We start from the raw sequence: 16,178 nt of genomic DNA, 5'->3' as shown, positions 1-16,178 counted from the left end.
TCCACCGCTTCCCGCTTCGTGCCCGCCGTTCATCGCAAGAACACGCGACCCGGCCGCAGTGCCGGCCTTCCGTGGGCGCGCCGTTGGTAGGGTGCCAAGGAGCAAATCACTGACGAAGGAAATCTCAAGGAGGAGACATGGCCGGAACGCCAGATGAACTGAGTGACCCGCGGTCGGGGGGCGGCCGACTGGCCACTGACCCGAAGCTACCGGCAACTGCCGTTGACGAAACCATCCGGGAGGCCGAGGAAAAGAAATGGACCCCCGCCAAGATTGCGCTCTGGGCAGCCATCGCCCTGCTTGGCGGCGTTGCCTGGTTCATGGTGGCCATCATTCGGGGCGAGACGGTCAACGCGATCTGGTTCGTGTTCGCTTCGGTCTGCACGTACCTCATCGGATACCGCTTCTATTCGAAGGTCATCGAACGCTACATCACCAGGCCTGACGACCGGCGTGCGACTCCCGCCGAATACAAGGCCGACGGCAGGGATTACGTCCGGACCGACCGCAACGTCCTGTTCGGCCACCACTTTGCTGCTATCGCCGGTGCCGGACCACTGGTTGGCCCGGTCATCGCCGCCCAGATGGGTTACCTCCCGGGCACCATCTGGATCGTCGTCGGCGTCGTCCTCGCCGGAGCCGTTCAGGACTACCTGGTGATGTTCTTCTCCATGCGCCGGGGCGGGCGCTCCCTGGGCCAGATGGCACGCGAGGAACTGGGCGTCATCGGCGGTACCGCTGCGCTCATCGCCACCCTGCTCATCATGGTGATCATCGTTGCCATCCTCGCGCTCGTCGTCGTCAATGCCCTGGGCGAAAGCCCGTGGGGCGTCTTCTCCGTAGGCATGACTATTCCCATCGCACTGTTTATGGGCGTCTACCTTCGGTTCCTCAGGCCCGGCAAGGTCATGGAAGTCTCACTCATCGGCTTTGTGCTGCTGATGGCCGCCATCATCGGCGGCGGCATTGTTGCCGAGACGGAATGGGGCGCTGCCTTCTTCACCCTGGACAAGGTGACCATCGCCTGGGGCCTCATTATCTACGGCTTCATTGCCGCCATCCTTCCGGTATGGCTCCTGCTGGCACCGCGTGACTACCTCTCCACCTTCATGAAGATCGGCGTGATCGTGATGCTCGCGCTGGCCATCATCGTGGTCCGGCCCGAAATCACGGTTCCGGCCTTCAGCGAGTTTGCCAGCCGGGAGAACGGGCCAGTCTTCCCCGGTGCTTTGTTCCCGTTCCTCTTCGTCACCATCGCCTGCGGCGCGTTGTCAGGCTTCCACGCGCTGATCTCTTCCGGCACCACGCCCAAGCTTGTGGAGAAGGAGCGGCAGACACGCTTTATTGGCTACGGCGGGATGCTGATGGAGTCTTTTGTGGCAATCATGGCCCTCGTCGCGGCAATCTCCATCGACCGTGGCCTCTACTTCGCCATGAACGCCCCCGCAGCCCTGACCGGCGGAACAGTGGAAACGGCCGCCACCTGGGTTAACAGCCTGGGCCTGGCGGGTGTGAACATCAGCCCGGACCTTTTGACGGAGACGGCCCGGAACGTCGGCGAAGAAAGCATTGTCTCGCGGACCGGCGGTGCTCCCACCCTCGCAGTGGGCTTGGCCCACATCATGCAGCAGTTCATCGGCGGCACGGCCATGATGGCCTTCTGGTACCACTTCGCCATCATGTTCGAGGCGCTGTTCATCCTCACTGCTGTTGACGCCGGCACGCGCGTTGCCCGCTTTATGCTGCAGGATTCGATCGGAAACTTTGCCCCGAAGTTCAAGGAGCACTCCTGGCGCCCCGGCGCATGGCTGTGCACCGCCATCATGGTAGGCGCCTGGGGTGCCGTACTCCTGATGGGTGTGACGGATCCCCTCGGCGGCATCAACACGCTGTTCCCGCTGTTCGGCATCGCCAACCAGTTGCTGGCTGCCATTGCCTTGTCGGTGTGCCTGGCCATCGTCGCCAAACGCGGAACCTTTAAGTACCTGTGGATTGTGGCCCTGCCGTTGGCCTTCGCCGCGGTGGTCACGATTACCGCCAGTTTCCAGAAGATCTTCTCCCCGGTCCCCGCCGTTGGCTACTTCGCGAACAACGCAGCCTTCTCCAAGGCCCTGGCTGACGGCAAGACCGAATTTGGTACCGCCAAGACCGTGGCGGCTATGGAAGCGGTGGTCCGTAACACTGCGATCCAGGGCTGGTTGTCCGTCATTTTTGTGGTCCTCAGCATTATCGTGATTGCCACAGCGCTCCTGGCTACTGCCAAGGCCTTCCGAAACCACCAAGCCGGAATTGCGAACAGGGACCACGAGGACCAGGCCCGCCCGTCCAGGGTTTTCGCGCCAGCAGGGATCATCCCCACGCCAGCGGAAAAGGAACTCGTGGCTGAATGGAACAAACTGCCGGCGGACCTCCGGTTCGAAAAGGCACGGCACCACTGATGAACCCCGGTCTGACCGCCATCGTCACGGGATTCCGGGGAATTTCACGTTACCTTGGCGGCGTACTGGGCGCCGACGCGTACTCCAAGTACGTGGAGTACCACCGTGCGGCGGGACACCATGAGCCACAACTGACTGAACGTGAGTTCTGGCGGGAACGCACGGACCGCCAGGACACCAACCCGCAGGGCCGGTGCTGCTGAAGTGACGGGACTGCCTGCCGGCGTGGCGATCCGCAGGCTCGGTCCAGAGGACGTGGAGCTTTTCAATACGCTCTCAGAGGCTGACAACCTGTTTGACGAGGATCCCTCCGTGGCGCCGTCGGGGGCATTAACGCCCGACGGCGCCCGGGACTTCCTTGCCGATCCGTCAGTGCTGTTCTGGGTCGCCGAGTACGGTTCCCTGACTGTGGGCTTCCTGCACTGCATTGTCCAGCGCAGGCGCACCGCCGGCCCCTGGGCCGAGATCTTGCTGATGGAGATGGGTGTCCACCTCGATTGGCGACGCCAGGGAATCGGGTCCGCCCTCGTGTCGGCGATGGAGTTCTGGATGGCTGGCAGCGATGTGTTGGAGGTCTGGGTTCCGGCGAACACGTATGCGGTGGGTTTCTACCTCAAATCAGGCTTCATCGCGGACGAGGGCTCCATTCTGGTCAAGCAGCTTCATTGACTGGCTTTGGGGCCGCCGGCTCGTGAGAGTATGAACGCATGAGCGATCCGAAAGACACTCAGCCATCAGAAGCCCTCCCTGTGGAGGGCACAACTCTCGAGTCCGCAGGGCTTCCTGTGCAGGGTAGTGCCGAGGCAGGCGCCGGTGCGAAGTCGAAGACGAGCCTTCAGGACCTCGTGGACGAACCCGCGAAAGTCATGCGGATCGGCACGATGATCCGCCAGTTGCTGGAGGAAGTCAAAGCTGCGCCGCTGGACGATGCCGCCCGGGGACGCCTGGCCGAGATCCACGAACGCTCCATCAAGGAGCTGGAAGACGGGCTGGCGCCCGAGCTGATCGAGGAACTGGAACGGATCAGCCTGCCCTTTCCGGACAATGGCACGCCCTCCGACGCCGAGCTCCGCATCGCCCAGGCCCAGCTGGTGGGCTGGCTGGAAGGCCTTTTCCACGGAATCCAGGCGGCCATCGCGGCCCAGCATGCCGCGAGGGAGCACGCTGCAGCCCAGCTCCAGCTCAGGCAGCTTCCGCCGGGAACGGTGATTGCTCCGGGCGTCGTCATTGGCGAAAATGGTGAGCCGCAGCGTGCTTCTGCCGCAGCTCAGGGCCACGGACCTGGAAAGCCGGGACAGCCGGGACAGCCGCAGGAACCGGACCACGGTCCCGGCCAGTACCTGTAGGTTCTTGTTGGGATTCTTTACCGGCGCCCGCCAGGGGCGCAAAGACGACGCCGAACTTGGCAAGGGCCTGTGGCGTCGGGCCCACGACAGGTTCCATCGTGGCCTTGACCGGTACCACCAGGTGTTGGAGGGCGTCGAGGACGACCAGTTGTACGCCGAACTGGTTGAGATCGCCAACGAACTGGCAGGACTCCTTGACCGGGTCCGCCTGATCTGCGTGGAGGCCCAGCGCCGTTCGCCGAGCGACGGCCTGGACATTCCGGGGCCGCTCGCGGGCGTCCACCGCTCCCTTTCCAAAGCCGGAAATTCGCTGGCCACTACTGCAGAGGCGGCTGCGATGCTGCGCCTGGCCGTGGGCCCGGTTCCTGTGGGAGCCGCGTCCGTCCGGAGGCGCGCTGAATCAGTGTTCGAACAGGTGGCCGACGCCGAACGCCGCCTTGCCGAGGACGCCGCTGGTCCATAGCCCGAGAGTATTCCCGTTTACGCGTGTGGCTTAGCGGCCGCTGTTTGGCTGCGGACGGGGCCGGACATTTGGCACGATGGCTGAATGACTTCTTCTACCCCCACACTTACTTTTAACGACGGACACACTATTCCCCAGCTCGGATACGGTGTGTGGCAGGTTGAGGACGGTGTCGCCGAGAAGGTTGTACGCCAGGCGTTCGAGGCTGGCTTCCGCCATATTGACACCGCCAAGATCTACGGCAACGAGGCAGGCGTTGGCCGCGCGATCGCGTCCTCCGGCCTTTCCGCCGAGGAAATCTTCATCACCACCAAGCTGTGGAACTCGGACCAGGGCTACGAGGCCACGCTGGCGGCCTTCGAGGAATCAATGGACCGGCTGGGCCTCGAGACACTGGATCTGTACCTGATCCACTGGATGCAGCCTAAACAGGACAAGTACGTGGACACCTGGAAGGCATTGATTGAACTCCAGAAGCGCGGCCGTGTCCGCTCCATTGGTGTCTCGAACTTCACTATTGAGGGCCTGCAGCGCCTCATCGACGAAACCGGCGTGGCTCCGGCGATCCACCAGATAGAACTGCACCCGTACTTCAGCCAGCGGGAACTGCGTGAGTTCGGTGCGTCCGCGGGGATCCTCACCCAGGCGTGGTCTCCGCTCGGCCAGGGTGGCGAGCTCCTGGAAGATGAAATAGTGGCGGCCATTGCTGCCAAGCACCAGGCCAGCCCGGCGCAGGTGGTCATTGCCTGGCACTTGGCCGTAGGCAACGTGGTCATCCCGAAGTCGGTCACGGAATCCCGCATCCGGGAAAACTTTGCGGCGTTGGAGGTCACCCTCGACAGCGGCGACATTGAAGCCATTAACGGACTGGACCGGAGCGCACGCGGCGAGGGCCGCATCGGCCCGGACCCTGCAGTCTCCGACTTCGCCTAAAGCTCCAAAACAGGCGTGGCGCTCCCTGATGGAGTGCCGGCAGCCCTGCCCTCCCGGCTTGTCCGGGCTGGGCAGGGCTTTCTGCTTTATGCGGCGATCCGGGCCTGCTCGATTGCGACGGAGTCGATCACGGCCCAGGAGTCCTCAGCGGTGCAGGAGCGGTCCGCGAAGCGTTCGGCTTCTTCACGGGTGTCAAAGCTCTCTGACCGGATCCGGCCGCAATCGGCGTCGAAGTACGTGACGTGAAATTCCTGAACGAGTTGGTTTTCCATAAATCCAGTGTGCAACCGGGGTCTGACAATAACGGCGCATCAGCTCCGCGTGTTGCCCAGCCGGAGGACACGTTCACGCGCCAGCACTGCAGAGCGCTGCGCTTTGTCCGCCGCGCGGGCGGCCTGTTTGGCCTCCGCGGCAGCAGTCTCCCGTAGCTTCCGCGTGCGTTCCAGCGCCTCCTCAGTGGCCTTGAGTCGGGAACGGAGTTCCTGTGCCTCGTGGGTGAGGCGCGCAAAGTCGGCTTCCGCCGCCGCCAGCTCGTCGCGCCGTTCCTGTGCCTGCCGTGCTGCCTCGTCGGCTGCTGCAGATGCCGTTCGCTCCGCGTCCTGGGCTTTTTCAAGGGCCGACGGCGACGCTGGCCGCGGTGCCTGCCGCACGGCCTGGAGGCGCGGCTTATCCGACTTAGCGGCAGACGGGACATCCGCCGTCGTATCCGGCTTCTTCCTTTTGACGGGGATGCGTCCGGCCGCCTGTGGAGCTGCCACCGCCCCCGGGACGGCCACGGCGCCGTCGAGGTCAACGGTGTCCACGCCGTCGGCGGACAGGACCTGCAGGAGCCGCCCGCTCTGGACGGCGGCGGCCGCCCCCTCGTCGGCTGTTACCGCCCGGAGCGTTTCTTCGACGGCGGTTGCCACGGTTCCGCTGATCCGTCGCCCATGCTGTTCCGCGACGGAGCAGGCGGCATCCACCGCTGAGGCCAGCAGCGTGCGGCGCTCCCGTCCCAGCTCCCTCATCTCCGCCGCGTCAAGGGAGGACTGGGCGGCGCGCATGCGTCCGCCCAACTCGTTGAGCTGAGCCAGGATGTCCGGCTGGTGCGCAGCGAGCATATTAACCGCCCAGGCAGCCACGGAAGGCTTGGGTAAGGCGCGCACGGCGGCGGGAAGTCCTTCTGCGGCTCCGGCTGCCTCCTTCGCTGCAGCCGTGCGGGCGGCTATGAACTCCTCGAGCGGCAGCGCGTAGAGTGCATTGGCAATTTCGGCCAGCTCGTGGTCATCCATGACGCCATCATAGGTTGGCTTCAGTGGGTGGGTCTGGACGCGCCAGCAATAGCAGGGCGGGGCCGGCACAAAAGGGTTATCTCCGGATGCCGAGGCTGGCGATGAGGTCCTCGTGCAGCTCGAACAAAATGCGGTGGAAGGAGTCACGGTCGGTGGCAATGAGCCAGGCCGGGTCCATGGCCGCGTTTTCCATGGCTGTCGTAAGGCGCTGCGCATAGCCGGTGAACCGAGGCAGCACGGCGGCCAATCGGACCTCGAGCTCATTGAGGGAAGCCAGGGCCTGGGTGAAGGTTCGAAGTGTTGGCTGATCGATCCCAATGGTTGGCCGTTGTCCGGCGGAGAGCCGGTCGAGTTGAAGCTTGCTGCACGCGGCGACCACATGTTCGTTGGGCCCTTCAAAATCTGCCAGTACCCCAGCCACCGCCTCGTGGGCGCCCGCGCCGTCCAGCTCCTGGGCAAGGAGCCGCTCGTTTTCGGTCCTCCCCGCCACGGTCAGGGACCAGCCCCTGGTATTTCCGAATGACCAGCTCACCACCCATCCCTGAGCGCCGGCGTCGATCAGGAGACGTTCGACGTCGTTTGGGTCGTGTCCGAACCGATGGGCAGCTGATTCGGTGTCGGCGAAGCCGAGGAGCCTCACGGCGTGGAGGGTGAGGAGCATCGAGGGCTTACCGCCCATCACGGAGCCGCCCCGGGAGGTGCGGGCTGTCTGCGGACCGTTCCGTTGCTGCCGTCCACCACGAGCGTGGTGCCCGTCCTGATCTTGGTAAGGGCGTCGGCTATGCCCAGCACGGCCGGAATGCCGAACTCCCGGGCCACGATGGCCGCATGCGAAAGCATCCCGCCAGTTTCCGTGATCACCGCGGCGGCAACGCCAAAGAGCGGCGTCCACGCTGGATCGGTAGTGCGGCAGACGAGGATGTCGCCAGGCCTCACGGCGGAGAACTCATCGATGCTCCGAACCGTCCGTGCCGTCCCGCAGACGGAACCGGGGCTCGCGCCTATTCCTGTGAACACGTCCTCGGCCGGACCCGCGGGTTTCGAGCCGACCGGTGGTAGTGACGCTGGTTCCATGTCAGTCCGCCCTTCCCGCCGACGGCCTGCCGGCGAGACGGTCAAGCCGCTGTTGAGCCGCCTGTGCGGAGCGCAGGCCGAGGCTTTGGGAAATTTGGGGCCACGTCAGCCCCTCTGCCCGCGCCAGGAACAGGAGCGCCGTTTCCAGCCCATCGGTCTCCGCCCGCGCTGCTGAAATGAGGGCCAGGCCGGCACGCAAGTCCACCGCATCTACTGGCGCTCCGCGCCCTTTGCCGTTGGCCCGCCACAAGATGTGGTGAAGGAGATCGCTCGCGGAAGGCGGTTGCTGCTCATGCTGCCAGGGCCGGCGCGGAAGTTCGGAAGCACCCCGGTCCATCAACAACCGCGTGGCCTGCGCCTGTTGTGTCGCTGCGGCCGCATCAAACGAACTGCCAGCTGCCTCGTCATGGTTCATCTGTACTCCGATTTTCAAGGCGCCCTTCGCCTTCATCGCCCAGCATGTGGCATCAACATTTTGTTGTCAACAGGGTGTTGATGCCATTGGCAGTCGTTTGATTTCCGGGACAACTCCCTCAGAAGTCGAAGATCGCTCCCAAGGTGTCCATGATTTTGCTGACCCGGGTGAGATTCGTGTCCAGCCAGTCCAGGGTGCTTGCGGTCTCGTCCCAGACGGATTTGGGTTTGGCCTGTTCAGGGGCGTGTGGCCCGCTGGCCAGCGAGTGCTGCAGGACGAGGAGCTCGGCGATGACTGTCGCAGCCATGTGGAATGTGCGGTGAACCAGGAACCTGGTGTGGGCCGTTGCTCCGAGCGGTGCCCGCTGGCCGTCCTGCCAGAGGAGCATGAAGGCCAATTCTGGGCCGTTGCGGTATTGACGGAGCGAGCATGTGCCCATTCCGGCGTCGTCAAAAGAGCCTTCAGTCAGCAACGGTGCAAGGCAGCCTGAACCCTGCATCGACTGCCTAACGGTCGGGGAGGCCATGAGGGCTTGGCGTTGCGACCATGCCGCGTTCAACATTCCGCCCATGTTGGCGAACGCGTTCACGCCGTAGTGGTTTTTGTCGGCGGTCAGGTAGGCCACAATCGTCAGGCTGTGGCCTGCGATTTCCCTGGTTGCTTCGATTTCCAAGCTGTCGGCCCTGCCGGGGCGCACCCTCCAGTCACCCCACGGTGTGTACGGCGTGGTTGTCGGCGCAGACTGTAGGAACAGCCGGTACTCGGGAGCAGCGGCTGCGCTGGCGGTCACGGCTGGCATCACAGTTGCCGGGGCGGGACCGCGCTGCCCTCGGTGAGGCGGAGCGGGGGTCGCACCTGCCGGAGCTTGGGATGCGGGAGGAAAGTGAAGGACCCTGTAAATCAACCCGACCTCGTCAAGTAGACGCACCTCACTGCCGTTGTCCACACTGGCGGACGAGATGTACTCCATGGCGCCGTCATACGTAGTGGCGTGCGTGGTCCCGTCCGGGAGCGTGAGCGTCCAAGTCTTGTTTTTGAGCTGCAACTTATACCTGGTCGGCTCATGAGAAGGCCGTGCATCCGACTGTGCAGGCAACGGCGTTGGGCTGCCGGGTGCCAGGGGCCGCATGAGCTCATCGTGCATTCTGCGAAAATCATCGGGCGTGAGGTCCCTCATAACGCACCACCGTTCCGTGAAAGGTGGGCAGCCTGGGTGCTCGGCCTTGCAGACGCCCGCCGGGAAGCTCGATGCCCACCATATTCCGCGCGGGTGGAAGGTATGTCAACGGGGCTGCGGGCAGCTCGCGCCGGGCCGGGGTGGCATCGGCGCCGACGGGGAAGGGTCCGGCTTAACCAGCGAAAAACCCCGCGTCATCGTCGAAATCAACGACAACACGGGGTTTATCCCGAGCTTCCTATCAGAATCGAACTGATGACCTTTTCATTACGAGTGAAACGCTCTACCGACTGAGCTAAGGAAGCACCGCATGACGTGACCGGAAGAAACCGGCTGCTTCATGCAAGAGTCAACTGTAATAGAGTCCCTGCGCCCGGGTCAAAATGGACGCCACGGCCTGCTCAGCAGACAGTGTTGTCGGCGGGAACCTTGCCTTCCACGAGGTAGCTGTCCACGGCGTCCCCAATGCAGTCGTTGGACCGGCCGTAGGCCGTGTGTCCCTCACCCTGCCAGGTCAGCAGGGACGCATTCCCCAGTTGCTTCCGCAAGGACGCTGCCCATTCCACTGGCGTGGCGGGGTCGCCCGTGGTCCCAATCACCACGATGGGGGCCTCACCGCTGTATTCCACGGGGGCAGGGGTCCGCACGCTCGAGAACGGCCAGTCCACGCAGTTCGTGCCGCCGTAGGCGAAGAAGTATCCCAAAGTGGGGGAGTCCTTCATCAGTCGCTGCTGCTCGGCCCGCATGCCTGCGGTGTCCGAGACCATCGGGTAGTCCAGACAGTTGATGGCGTTGAACGCGAAGGTTGAGTTGGACGAGTACGTACCGTTCGAAGTGCGGTCCGCGCCGAGGTCGGCGAGCCGGAGCATCAGGCTCACGTCGCCCGTCATGGCGGCATCAAGGGCCTGGGTCAGGGCAGGCCAGCTTGCGTCGTTGTAGAGCGGCGTGATGAGTCCGCTGACGAACATGTTGGCATTCACCAGGCGTCCGTCCTTGGCCGTACGCGGCGTCTGCTGGACTGCGCCGATGAGGTCGCGGATCTGCTGGACGCCGTCGTCCACGGTACCGTTCAGGGGGCAGCCGTCCTCCTGGAGGCAGTCGGCAACATAGGCCCGGATGGCCTTTTCAAAGGCACGGGCCTGCCCGCTGGTGAGTTCCTCATTGCTGATGGACGGATCCAGGGCGCCGTCCAGGACCATACGGCCCACGTTGTCAGGGAACAGCGAAGCATAAGTGGAGCCCAGGAACGTGCCATAGGAGTAACCCAGGTAGTTCAGCTTGTTGTCGTTGACCACGGCGCGCAGGATGTCCAGGTCCTTGGCCGAGCTGACGGTGTCGATGAGCCCCAGGGCCGGACCTGTCTGCTCGGCGCACTGAGCAGCGATGGCCTTGTTATCCGCCAAGGCGGCGGCCAGCCCGGCGTCGGTGTCTAGGGCGTAGATTTTGGCGCGGGCGGCGTCGCGTTCGGCATCGGTCATGCAGGTAACAGGGGACGACCGCTTCACGCCCCGGGGATCGAATCCCACCAGGTCATAGCTGTCGCGCACGGGCTTGGAAAAATGCGTGCCTGCAGCATCCTTGACGAAGTCGTAGCCGGATGCGCCCGGCCCTCCCGGGTTGACCAGCAGGGTCGCGGTCTTTTTGCCCGTACTCGCAGCCTTCAGGGCAGCAATCTGGATCGTCTCGCCGTCGGGCTTTTTGTAATCCATGGGCACGGTGATCTTGGCACATTGGAAGCCGCTTTCACAGGGCTCCCACACGACCTCCTGCGAGTAGAAGGAATCGAGTCCTTCCGGCGCCGCAGCGACGATCGACGGATCTGCCTTGGCTGTCGCGCTGCCCTGCTCCTGCTCCCCACCGTCAAAAAGGGTGCACGAAGCCAGCACCACGGCCAGAACCAGGGCGCCGGCGGCCCGCACTCCAATCCCCAGGGACCGGGGGCGTACGGGCAGGGGGCGAGCAGTCATCGAGAGTGTCTCCTTGTAAGGGGGCTAGATCAGGCTGGCTGCCATGGACTCAATAGTCAACAGCGGAGCAACGTTGGTAGTAGTGATGCGTTCCCGGGCTTTGTTGATGGCATCCATGCGGGCGAGGGTGACCTCCGGGGTGGACCGGGAGGCGAATTCCTCCAGTTCACCCCTTAGCTCAACGTTCACCAGCTCCACAGCATTCCCGAGCTGGATGATGAGTACGTCCCGGTAGAAGGAAAGCAGGTCCGTCAGGGTCCGGTCGAGGGAATCGGTGATGGAACGTTTGGCCCGCCGCTTCTGGTCGTCCTCGAGCTGTTTGACCTGGCTGCGCATTGCCTGCGGCAGCGTCCCCGATTCGGGCGCACCCAGCGTGGCAAGGAGTGCAGCCTTCTCGGCGGCGTCGCGCTCTTCGTTGGAGCTGTTCGCTTCTGCCGTGGCGATCTTCACCAGCTTCTCGGCCATCATCACGGCGGCGGTAACGCCGCGCAGCCCCAGCGGGAACTTCACGGTTTCCAGCCGGCGCTCCCGGGCCTCGGGGTCCCGGGCCAGTCGGCGGGCTATCCCCACATGGCTTTGGGCCGCCCGGGCGGCCTGTTCGGCGAGTGCCGGATCAACGCCGTCGCGTTTGACCAGCAGGGCGGCCACGTCCGCCGCAGGCGGCAGCCTGAGTGCCACGGCGCGGCAGCGGGAGCGGATGGTCACCAGCACGTCCGCGGGCGAGGGTGCACACAGCATCCAGATGGTCCGCGGCGTGGGCTCTTCGATGGCTTTGAGCAGCACGTTAGTGGTGCGTTCGGTCATCCGGTCAGCATCCTCCACCACGATGATCCGCCACCGGCCGGAGGACGGCCTGTTCCCCGCCTTTGACACCAATTCCCGGGCTTCAAGAATGGTGATGGTGACTTTTTCGGTACGGACGAACGTCACATCGGAGTGGGTCTCACCCAGGATGGTCAGGCAGGCGGGGCAGGTTCCACAGCCACGGCGGGTCACGTCGTCCTGGTCGCAGTTCAGCGCCGCTGCGAACGCCTTGGCAGCGTTGGAACGCCCCGAGCCGGGTGGCCCTGTGAACAGCCAGGCATGGGTCAGCCCCTCGCCGAGGGAAGCCTGCCGGAGCTGTTCGACGACGGCGGGCTGGCCTTGGAGATCGTCCCAGACGCTCATGCCGCACCGCGGCCGGAGGAGGCCAGGAGCGCATCCACGCGGGCCAGGATCCGTGCCCCCAGTTCTGTCACGTCGAGGTGTGCGGGCAGCACCAAGTAGGCCTCAGGGCGGGACGCCGCGAGCTGGAGGAACGCTTCCCGGATTTGGGCATGGAATTCATCGGCCTCGGATTCCAGGCGGTCCTCGGCTGCGTCCCCTGCGGTGCGGCGGCGGCGGCCGTCTGCCGGGTCCACGTCCAGCAGGACTGTCAGATCGGGCCGAAGGCCTTCGGTGGCCCATTCGTTGAGTAACCGGACCGCCTCGGTGCCAAGGTTACGGCCGGCACCCTGGTAGGCAACTGAGGAATCGATGTAGCGGTCCGTGAGGACGATGTCTCCCCGCTCCAGCGCGGGACGTATGACCTGGCCTGCATGTGCAGCGCGGGACGCCGCGAAAATAAGCGCCTCGGTGTGGGCATCGATGTGGCCGTGGCCGTGATCCAGTACCAGGGAACGTAGCTTCTCGCCGATGGGCGTGCCCCCAGGCTCCCGGGTCCGCAGCACTTTCAGGCCGCGGGATTCCAGGGCTTCGGCCAGCCGGGCCGCCTGCGTGGACTTGCCGGCGCCGTCGCCGCCTTCAAACGCGATAAAAAGCCCGGGGCTCTGGATAGTCACCTAACAAGCCTACCGACCCCACTGACATTCACCGACTGGGCCCTGGCCTGCTGCCGTCCCCGGGCGCACAGGTAACGGCTTTCTAGGGAGGCAGCGGTCCGAAGTACGCTAGCCCCATGAGTCTCACCCAACACCAGGCCGCGTCCCTTTCAGCCGACACCGTGGTTGTCGCCGCCGGCCGGCCGGCACGTGAGCGGGACGAACCGGTGAACCCGCCTATCGTGCTCTCTTCAACCTATTTCGGCACTGGACCGCTGGCCGACGGCGACCGCGGCTACGGCAGGTACGCCAACCCCACGTGGGACCCCTTTGAAGAGGCCCTGGGCCAGCTGGAAGGGTCCGCTCTGCCGGGCCTGTTGTACGCGTCGGGACTTGCGGCGGTCAGTTCAGCGCTGTCCTTGGTGCCCGCCGGCGGCGTCCTGGTCATGCCGTCCCACAGCTACTCGGGTTCGCTGGTGATGGCCGCAGAGCTTGCCCAGAAGGGCTTCATTGAGCTCCGCACAGTGGATATCGCCGACACAGAAGCGGTCAAGGAGCAGATCACCCCGAAGGGTCCGGACGCCCGAACGGCCAGCATGTTGTGGCTGGAAAGCCCCACCAATCCCTTGCTGGGCATCGCCGATATTCCTGCCCTCACGGAGGCCGCGCACCGGGCCGGGGCGATCGTTGTCACGGACAACACGTTCTCCACCCCGTTGGTGCAGCAGCCTCTGGCCTTGGGATCAGACGTTGTCCTCCATTCGGTCACCAAGTACCTCGCCGGGCACTCCGACGTCGTCCTGGGTGCTTTGGTCACGCCAAACCCGGACATCCGCGCGGCGCTGCTGCACCACCGGACCATCCACGGTGCAATCGCGGGGCCTTTCGAAGCCTGGCTGGCGCTGCGCGGCCTGCGGACGCTTGCCCTGCGGATCGAACGCTCGCAGGAATCGGCGGCGGTCCTCGCCGAGCGGCTGGGCGCCCACTCGCGGGTCGAAAGCATCCACTTCCCTGGGCTTGCCGATGATCCTGGCCACGAACGGGCGAAGGCCCAGATGAAGGGCTTCGGATCGATCGTGTGCATCCAGATCGCGCCGGTCGGGGATCTCAGTGGCGCCGACGCCGCGGACACGCTTGTCCGTGCCCTGCAACTGTGGCTGCCCGCGACATCCCTGGGCGGCGTGGAGTCCCTGATCGAACGGCGCCGCCGCCACACTGCCGAACCGCTGAGCGTTCCGGAGAACCTGGTGCGCCTCAGCGTCGGAATCGAAAACGTTGAGGACCTCTGGGCCGATTTGAAGCAGGCGCTCGACTCGCTGGAAGGCTAGGCTGGGATGGTGGACGGTCAAGTGATGATTTTTTATGTGGAGCGGGCAGTTTTCTTTGTCCTTGCCGTGGTGGCCCTGGGGCTTGAACTCTGGGCGCTGGTTGATTGCGCACGGCACAGGTCGAACGCTTTTGAAGCCACCGGCAAGCGGACCAAGACCTTCTGGCTCGCCCTCACCGGCGGTGCCACCCTTGTGGGCGTCTTCTCGCTACTCGGCAGCGGCGGGGGCCTGTTCGGCACCCTGGGCCTTTTTGGCCTGGCCGCCGTGGTGGCCGCCTCGGTCTACCTCGCCGACGTCCGTCCTGCAGTGAAGGACGCCGGTCGCGGAGGCAGCCGCAACACCGGGCCCTACGGGCCGTGGTGACCTAGACACCCGGCGCTACAGCTTCCCAGCCCACTGTAAGTTCACCCAGGCGCCACCGCGAGGGTCCGTCCTGAACGGGCCAGCCGCCGTCGAGCAGTGTTTTGCACATCGCGTGCCAGCGCTGACGGTTTCCGAACGACGCCAGCGGCGCCGATTCCAGCCATGCCCGGTCCATCGCCGCCATGAGGCCGTGGATACGTTCACCGGGGATATTCCTGTGGATCAGCGCTTTCGGCAGCCGTTCCGCCACCTCCGAGGGCAGCACAAAACTTCCGAACCGCACCGACATGCTCAAGGACAGCGGCCGCTCGCTGTCGAGGGCAATCCACGTCACCCGCCGGCCGATCTCGTCGCACGTGCCGTCAATGAACAGTCCTCCGGGAGCGAGCCTGCCCTGAACCAGCCGCCAGATCCTTTCCACATCCGCTTCCTCATATTGGCGCAGCACGTTGAAGGCTCGGACCAGCACCGGTCGGCCGGGCACGGGCAGTTCGAAACCGCCCACCAGGAAGCTCAGCCCGGGCTCTTCCAACTCCTTCGCGGCGCGGACACGCTCCGGTTCGATCTCGATGCCGCACACGCGGACGTCCGGCCGGATGGTGCGAAGGCGTTCAAAAAGTTCGACGGCGGTGGCGGGCGTTGCGCCATAGCCCAGGTCGACCACCAGGGGATCCTCTGCCATGCGCAGGCGCCTGGCCTGGGGACCGGTGAGCCAGCGGTCCACCCGACGCATGCGGTTGGGGTTGGTAGTGCCGCGGGTAATGTTCCCCACCGGTTTGGCGGTCCTGTTCGTGCCGGCCATCTTGGGGGCGGCCACCCGTTCAGCTTTTTGAACCACCGCCCAACCCTATCCAACGTGACGGATCCGCGTGACCCTGCGCTGTAACGCTGGGCGGGCGGCAGCGGCGCTCAGCTAGGATGAAAATCATGACTTACAAGCTGATTCTGCTGCGCCACGGCCACAGCGAATGGAACGCCAAGAACCTGTTCACCGGCTGGGTGGATGTTGACCTGAACGACCAAGGCCGCGAGGAGGCAGCACGCGGCGGCGAGCTTCTGGTCGAGCACGATGTGCTCCCGGACATCCTTTACACATCGCTCCTGAAGCGGGCCATCAACACGGCCAACATCGCCCTGGACAAGGCTGACCGTGGTTGGATTCCCGTCAAGCGCGACTGGCGCCTGAACGAGCGCCACTACGGTGCGCTGCAGGGCAAGGACAAGGCACAGACCTTGGCTGAATACGGCGAGGACCAGTTCATGGAATGGCGCCGGTCCTACGACACCCCGCCGCCGCCCTTGGACGACAACAGCGAGTTCTCCCAGGCGCACGATCCCCGCTACGCCGACCTCGGCGCGGCCCTCCCGCGCACCGAGTGCCTGAAGGATGTCCTGGTCCGCCTCCTGCCGTACTGGGAATCGGACATCAAGGAAGACCTGAAGACCGGCAAGACTGTCCTGGTCACGGCCCACGGCAACTCGCTGCGCGCCTTGGTCAAGCACCTTGACGGCATCAGCGACGAAGCGATCGCCAGCCTGAACATCCCCACCGGCATCCCGCTGGTTTACGACCTGGACGAGGACTTCCAGCCGATCAAGCGGGG

19 protein-coding genes and 1 tRNA gene are annotated in these 16,178 nt (G+C 64.8%); 9 read left to right on the top strand and 11 right to left on the bottom strand.

Annotated elements, in window-relative coordinates; translation table 11 throughout:
• The first annotated feature begins 137 nt into the window (after positions 1–137).
• The 6 genes from ACLKOZ_RS08550 (at position 138) to ACLKOZ_RS08525 (ending at position 5,180) form a co-directional block, all read left to right on the top strand.
• Positions 138–2,438 carry a carbon starvation CstA family protein gene (locus ACLKOZ_RS08550; RefSeq protein WP_436474342.1) on the top strand — a complete coding sequence of 767 codons (2,301 nt, stop codon included), beginning with the start codon at positions 138–140 and terminating at the stop codon, positions 2,436–2,438.
• Positions 2,438–2,641, top strand: coding sequence for a YbdD/YjiX family protein (locus ACLKOZ_RS08545; protein WP_436474340.1), 204 nt, complete (start codon positions 2,438–2,440; stop codon positions 2,639–2,641). Before ACLKOZ_RS08550 ends, ACLKOZ_RS08545 begins: the two co-directional genes overlap by 1 nt.
• A 1-nt stretch (position 2,642) precedes the next feature.
• Entirely contained in the window at positions 2,643–3,107 is a 465-nt protein-coding gene (locus ACLKOZ_RS08540) for a GNAT family N-acetyltransferase (protein WP_436474338.1), read from the top strand.
• A gap of 38 nt (positions 3,108–3,145) precedes the next feature.
• A complete protein-coding gene (locus ACLKOZ_RS08535) occupies positions 3,146–3,784 on the top strand; it encodes a bacterial proteasome activator family protein (protein ID WP_337348084.1) in 639 nt (212 codons plus the stop codon).
• A 7-nt stretch (positions 3,785–3,791) separates the two neighbouring features.
• Positions 3,792–4,247: a hypothetical protein gene (locus ACLKOZ_RS08530; protein ID WP_436474336.1), complete on the top strand. Its 456-nt coding sequence runs from the start codon at positions 3,792–3,794 to the stop codon at positions 4,245–4,247.
• 84 nt (positions 4,248–4,331) lie between these two features.
• A complete protein-coding gene (locus ACLKOZ_RS08525; RefSeq protein WP_376044560.1) occupies positions 4,332–5,180 on the top strand; it encodes an aldo/keto reductase in 849 nt (282 codons plus the stop codon).
• Between the two features lie 86 nt (positions 5,181–5,266).
• Here the strand turns inward: ACLKOZ_RS08525 and ACLKOZ_RS08520 are convergent, their stop codons facing one another.
• From ACLKOZ_RS08520 to tmk, 10 genes are all read right to left on the bottom strand, one after another.
• A complete protein-coding gene (locus ACLKOZ_RS08520) occupies positions 5,267–5,452 on the bottom strand; it encodes a hypothetical protein (protein WP_337348087.1) in 186 nt (61 codons plus the stop codon).
• Between the two features lie 39 nt (positions 5,453–5,491).
• Positions 5,492–6,451 (bottom strand): hypothetical protein, encoded by a 960-nt coding sequence (locus tag ACLKOZ_RS08515; RefSeq protein ID WP_436474333.1) that lies wholly within the window; start codon positions 6,449–6,451, stop codon positions 5,492–5,494.
• A 76-nt stretch (positions 6,452–6,527) separates the two neighbouring features.
• On the bottom strand, positions 6,528–7,130 hold the full coding sequence (locus tag ACLKOZ_RS08510) for a hypothetical protein (RefSeq protein WP_436474331.1): 603 nt from the start codon (positions 7,128–7,130) through the stop codon (positions 6,528–6,530).
• Positions 7,130–7,525 carry a PEP-utilizing enzyme gene (locus ACLKOZ_RS08505; RefSeq protein WP_436474329.1) on the bottom strand — a complete coding sequence of 132 codons (396 nt, stop codon included), beginning with the start codon at positions 7,523–7,525 and terminating at the stop codon, positions 7,130–7,132. Before ACLKOZ_RS08505 ends, ACLKOZ_RS08510 begins: the two co-directional genes overlap by 1 nt.
• Before the next feature lies 1 nt (position 7,526).
• Positions 7,527–7,958, bottom strand: coding sequence for a hypothetical protein (locus ACLKOZ_RS08500; RefSeq protein ID WP_436474327.1), 432 nt, complete (start codon positions 7,956–7,958; stop codon positions 7,527–7,529).
• Positions 7,959–8,058: 100 nt separating this feature from the next.
• Entirely contained in the window at positions 8,059–8,730 is a 672-nt protein-coding gene (locus ACLKOZ_RS08495) for a hypothetical protein (RefSeq protein ID WP_436474325.1), read from the bottom strand.
• Positions 8,731–9,349: 619 nt separating this feature from the next.
• Positions 9,350–9,422, bottom strand: a tRNA-Thr gene (locus tag ACLKOZ_RS08490).
• 96 nt (positions 9,423–9,518) lie between these two features.
• Complete coding sequence (locus ACLKOZ_RS08485) at positions 9,519–11,084, bottom strand: alpha/beta hydrolase (RefSeq protein WP_436474323.1); 1,566 nt, start codon at positions 11,082–11,084, stop codon at positions 9,519–9,521.
• Positions 11,085–11,108: 24 nt separating this feature from the next.
• Positions 11,109–12,251 carry a DNA polymerase III subunit delta' gene (locus ACLKOZ_RS08480; protein WP_436474321.1) on the bottom strand — a complete coding sequence of 381 codons (1,143 nt, stop codon included), beginning with the start codon at positions 12,249–12,251 and terminating at the stop codon, positions 11,109–11,111.
• Positions 12,248–12,904 carry a dTMP kinase gene (gene tmk, locus ACLKOZ_RS08475; protein ID WP_436474319.1) on the bottom strand — a complete coding sequence of 219 codons (657 nt, stop codon included), beginning with the start codon at positions 12,902–12,904 and terminating at the stop codon, positions 12,248–12,250. The genes ACLKOZ_RS08480 and tmk overlap by 4 nt, the downstream gene beginning before the upstream one ends.
• A gap of 116 nt (positions 12,905–13,020) precedes the next feature.
• On the opposite strand from tmk, the gene ACLKOZ_RS08470 reads away from it, so the two are divergent.
• The gene (locus ACLKOZ_RS08470; protein WP_436474317.1) at positions 13,021–14,211 is read left to right on the top strand and encodes a trans-sulfuration enzyme family protein; all 1,191 of its coding nucleotides are present in this window, start codon (positions 13,021–13,023) and stop codon (positions 14,209–14,211) included.
• 6 nt (positions 14,212–14,217) lie between these two features.
• Positions 14,218–14,574 (top strand): DUF2516 family protein, encoded by a 357-nt coding sequence (locus ACLKOZ_RS08465; protein ID WP_376044557.1) that lies wholly within the window; start codon positions 14,218–14,220, stop codon positions 14,572–14,574.
• 1 nt (position 14,575) lies between these two features.
• Here ACLKOZ_RS08465 and ACLKOZ_RS08460 read toward each other — a convergent pair whose 3' ends face one another.
• Complete coding sequence (locus tag ACLKOZ_RS08460; RefSeq protein WP_436474315.1) at positions 14,576–15,412, bottom strand: class I SAM-dependent methyltransferase; 837 nt, start codon at positions 15,410–15,412, stop codon at positions 14,576–14,578.
• A gap of 89 nt (positions 15,413–15,501) precedes the next feature.
• Here ACLKOZ_RS08460 and ACLKOZ_RS08455 point away from each other — a divergent pair.
• Positions 15,502–16,178: phosphoglyceromutase (locus tag ACLKOZ_RS08455; RefSeq protein ID WP_436474313.1), on the top strand; the 677-nt coding region annotated here is incomplete at its 3' end.

Source organism: Arthrobacter sp. R4 (assembly GCF_051365025.1).
Taxonomy (GTDB): Bacteria; Actinomycetota; Actinomycetes; order Actinomycetales; family Micrococcaceae; genus Arthrobacter.
The sequence above is the reverse complement of the archived record's forward strand: the minus strand, read 5'-3'. Positions and strand labels throughout refer to the sequence as shown.

Bases quoted from the DNA above. Each gene is read 5' to 3' on its own strand.
- ACLKOZ_RS08550 (WP_436474342.1), top strand. From the start codon at position 138: ATGGCCGGAACGCCAGATGAACTGAGTGACCCGCGGTCGGGGGGCGGC.
- ACLKOZ_RS08545 (WP_436474340.1), top strand. From the start codon at position 2,438: ATGAACCCCGGTCTGACCGCCATCGTCACGGGATTCCGGGGAATTTCA.
- ACLKOZ_RS08535 (WP_337348084.1), top strand. From the start codon at position 3,146: ATGAGCGATCCGAAAGACACTCAGCCATCAGAAGCCCTCCCTGTGGAG.
- ACLKOZ_RS08525 (WP_376044560.1), top strand. From the start codon at position 4,332: ATGACTTCTTCTACCCCCACACTTACTTTTAACGACGGACACACTATT.
- ACLKOZ_RS08520 (WP_337348087.1), bottom strand. From the start codon at position 5,452: ATGGAAAACCAACTCGTTCAGGAATTTCACGTCACGTACTTCGACGCC.
- ACLKOZ_RS08515 (WP_436474333.1), bottom strand. From the start codon at position 6,451: ATGGATGACCACGAGCTGGCCGAAATTGCCAATGCACTCTACGCGCTG.
- ACLKOZ_RS08510 (WP_436474331.1), bottom strand. From the start codon at position 7,130: ATGGGCGGTAAGCCCTCGATGCTCCTCACCCTCCACGCCGTGAGGCTC.
- ACLKOZ_RS08505 (WP_436474329.1), bottom strand. From the start codon at position 7,525: ATGGAACCAGCGTCACTACCACCGGTCGGCTCGAAACCCGCGGGTCCG.
- ACLKOZ_RS08485 (WP_436474323.1), bottom strand. From the start codon at position 11,084: ATGACTGCTCGCCCCCTGCCCGTACGCCCCCGGTCCCTGGGGATTGGA.
- ACLKOZ_RS08480 (WP_436474321.1), bottom strand. From the start codon at position 12,251: ATGAGCGTCTGGGACGATCTCCAAGGCCAGCCCGCCGTCGTCGAACAG.
- ACLKOZ_RS08470 (WP_436474317.1), top strand. From the start codon at position 13,021: ATGAGTCTCACCCAACACCAGGCCGCGTCCCTTTCAGCCGACACCGTG.
- ACLKOZ_RS08465 (WP_376044557.1), top strand. From the start codon at position 14,218: ATGGTGGACGGTCAAGTGATGATTTTTTATGTGGAGCGGGCAGTTTTC.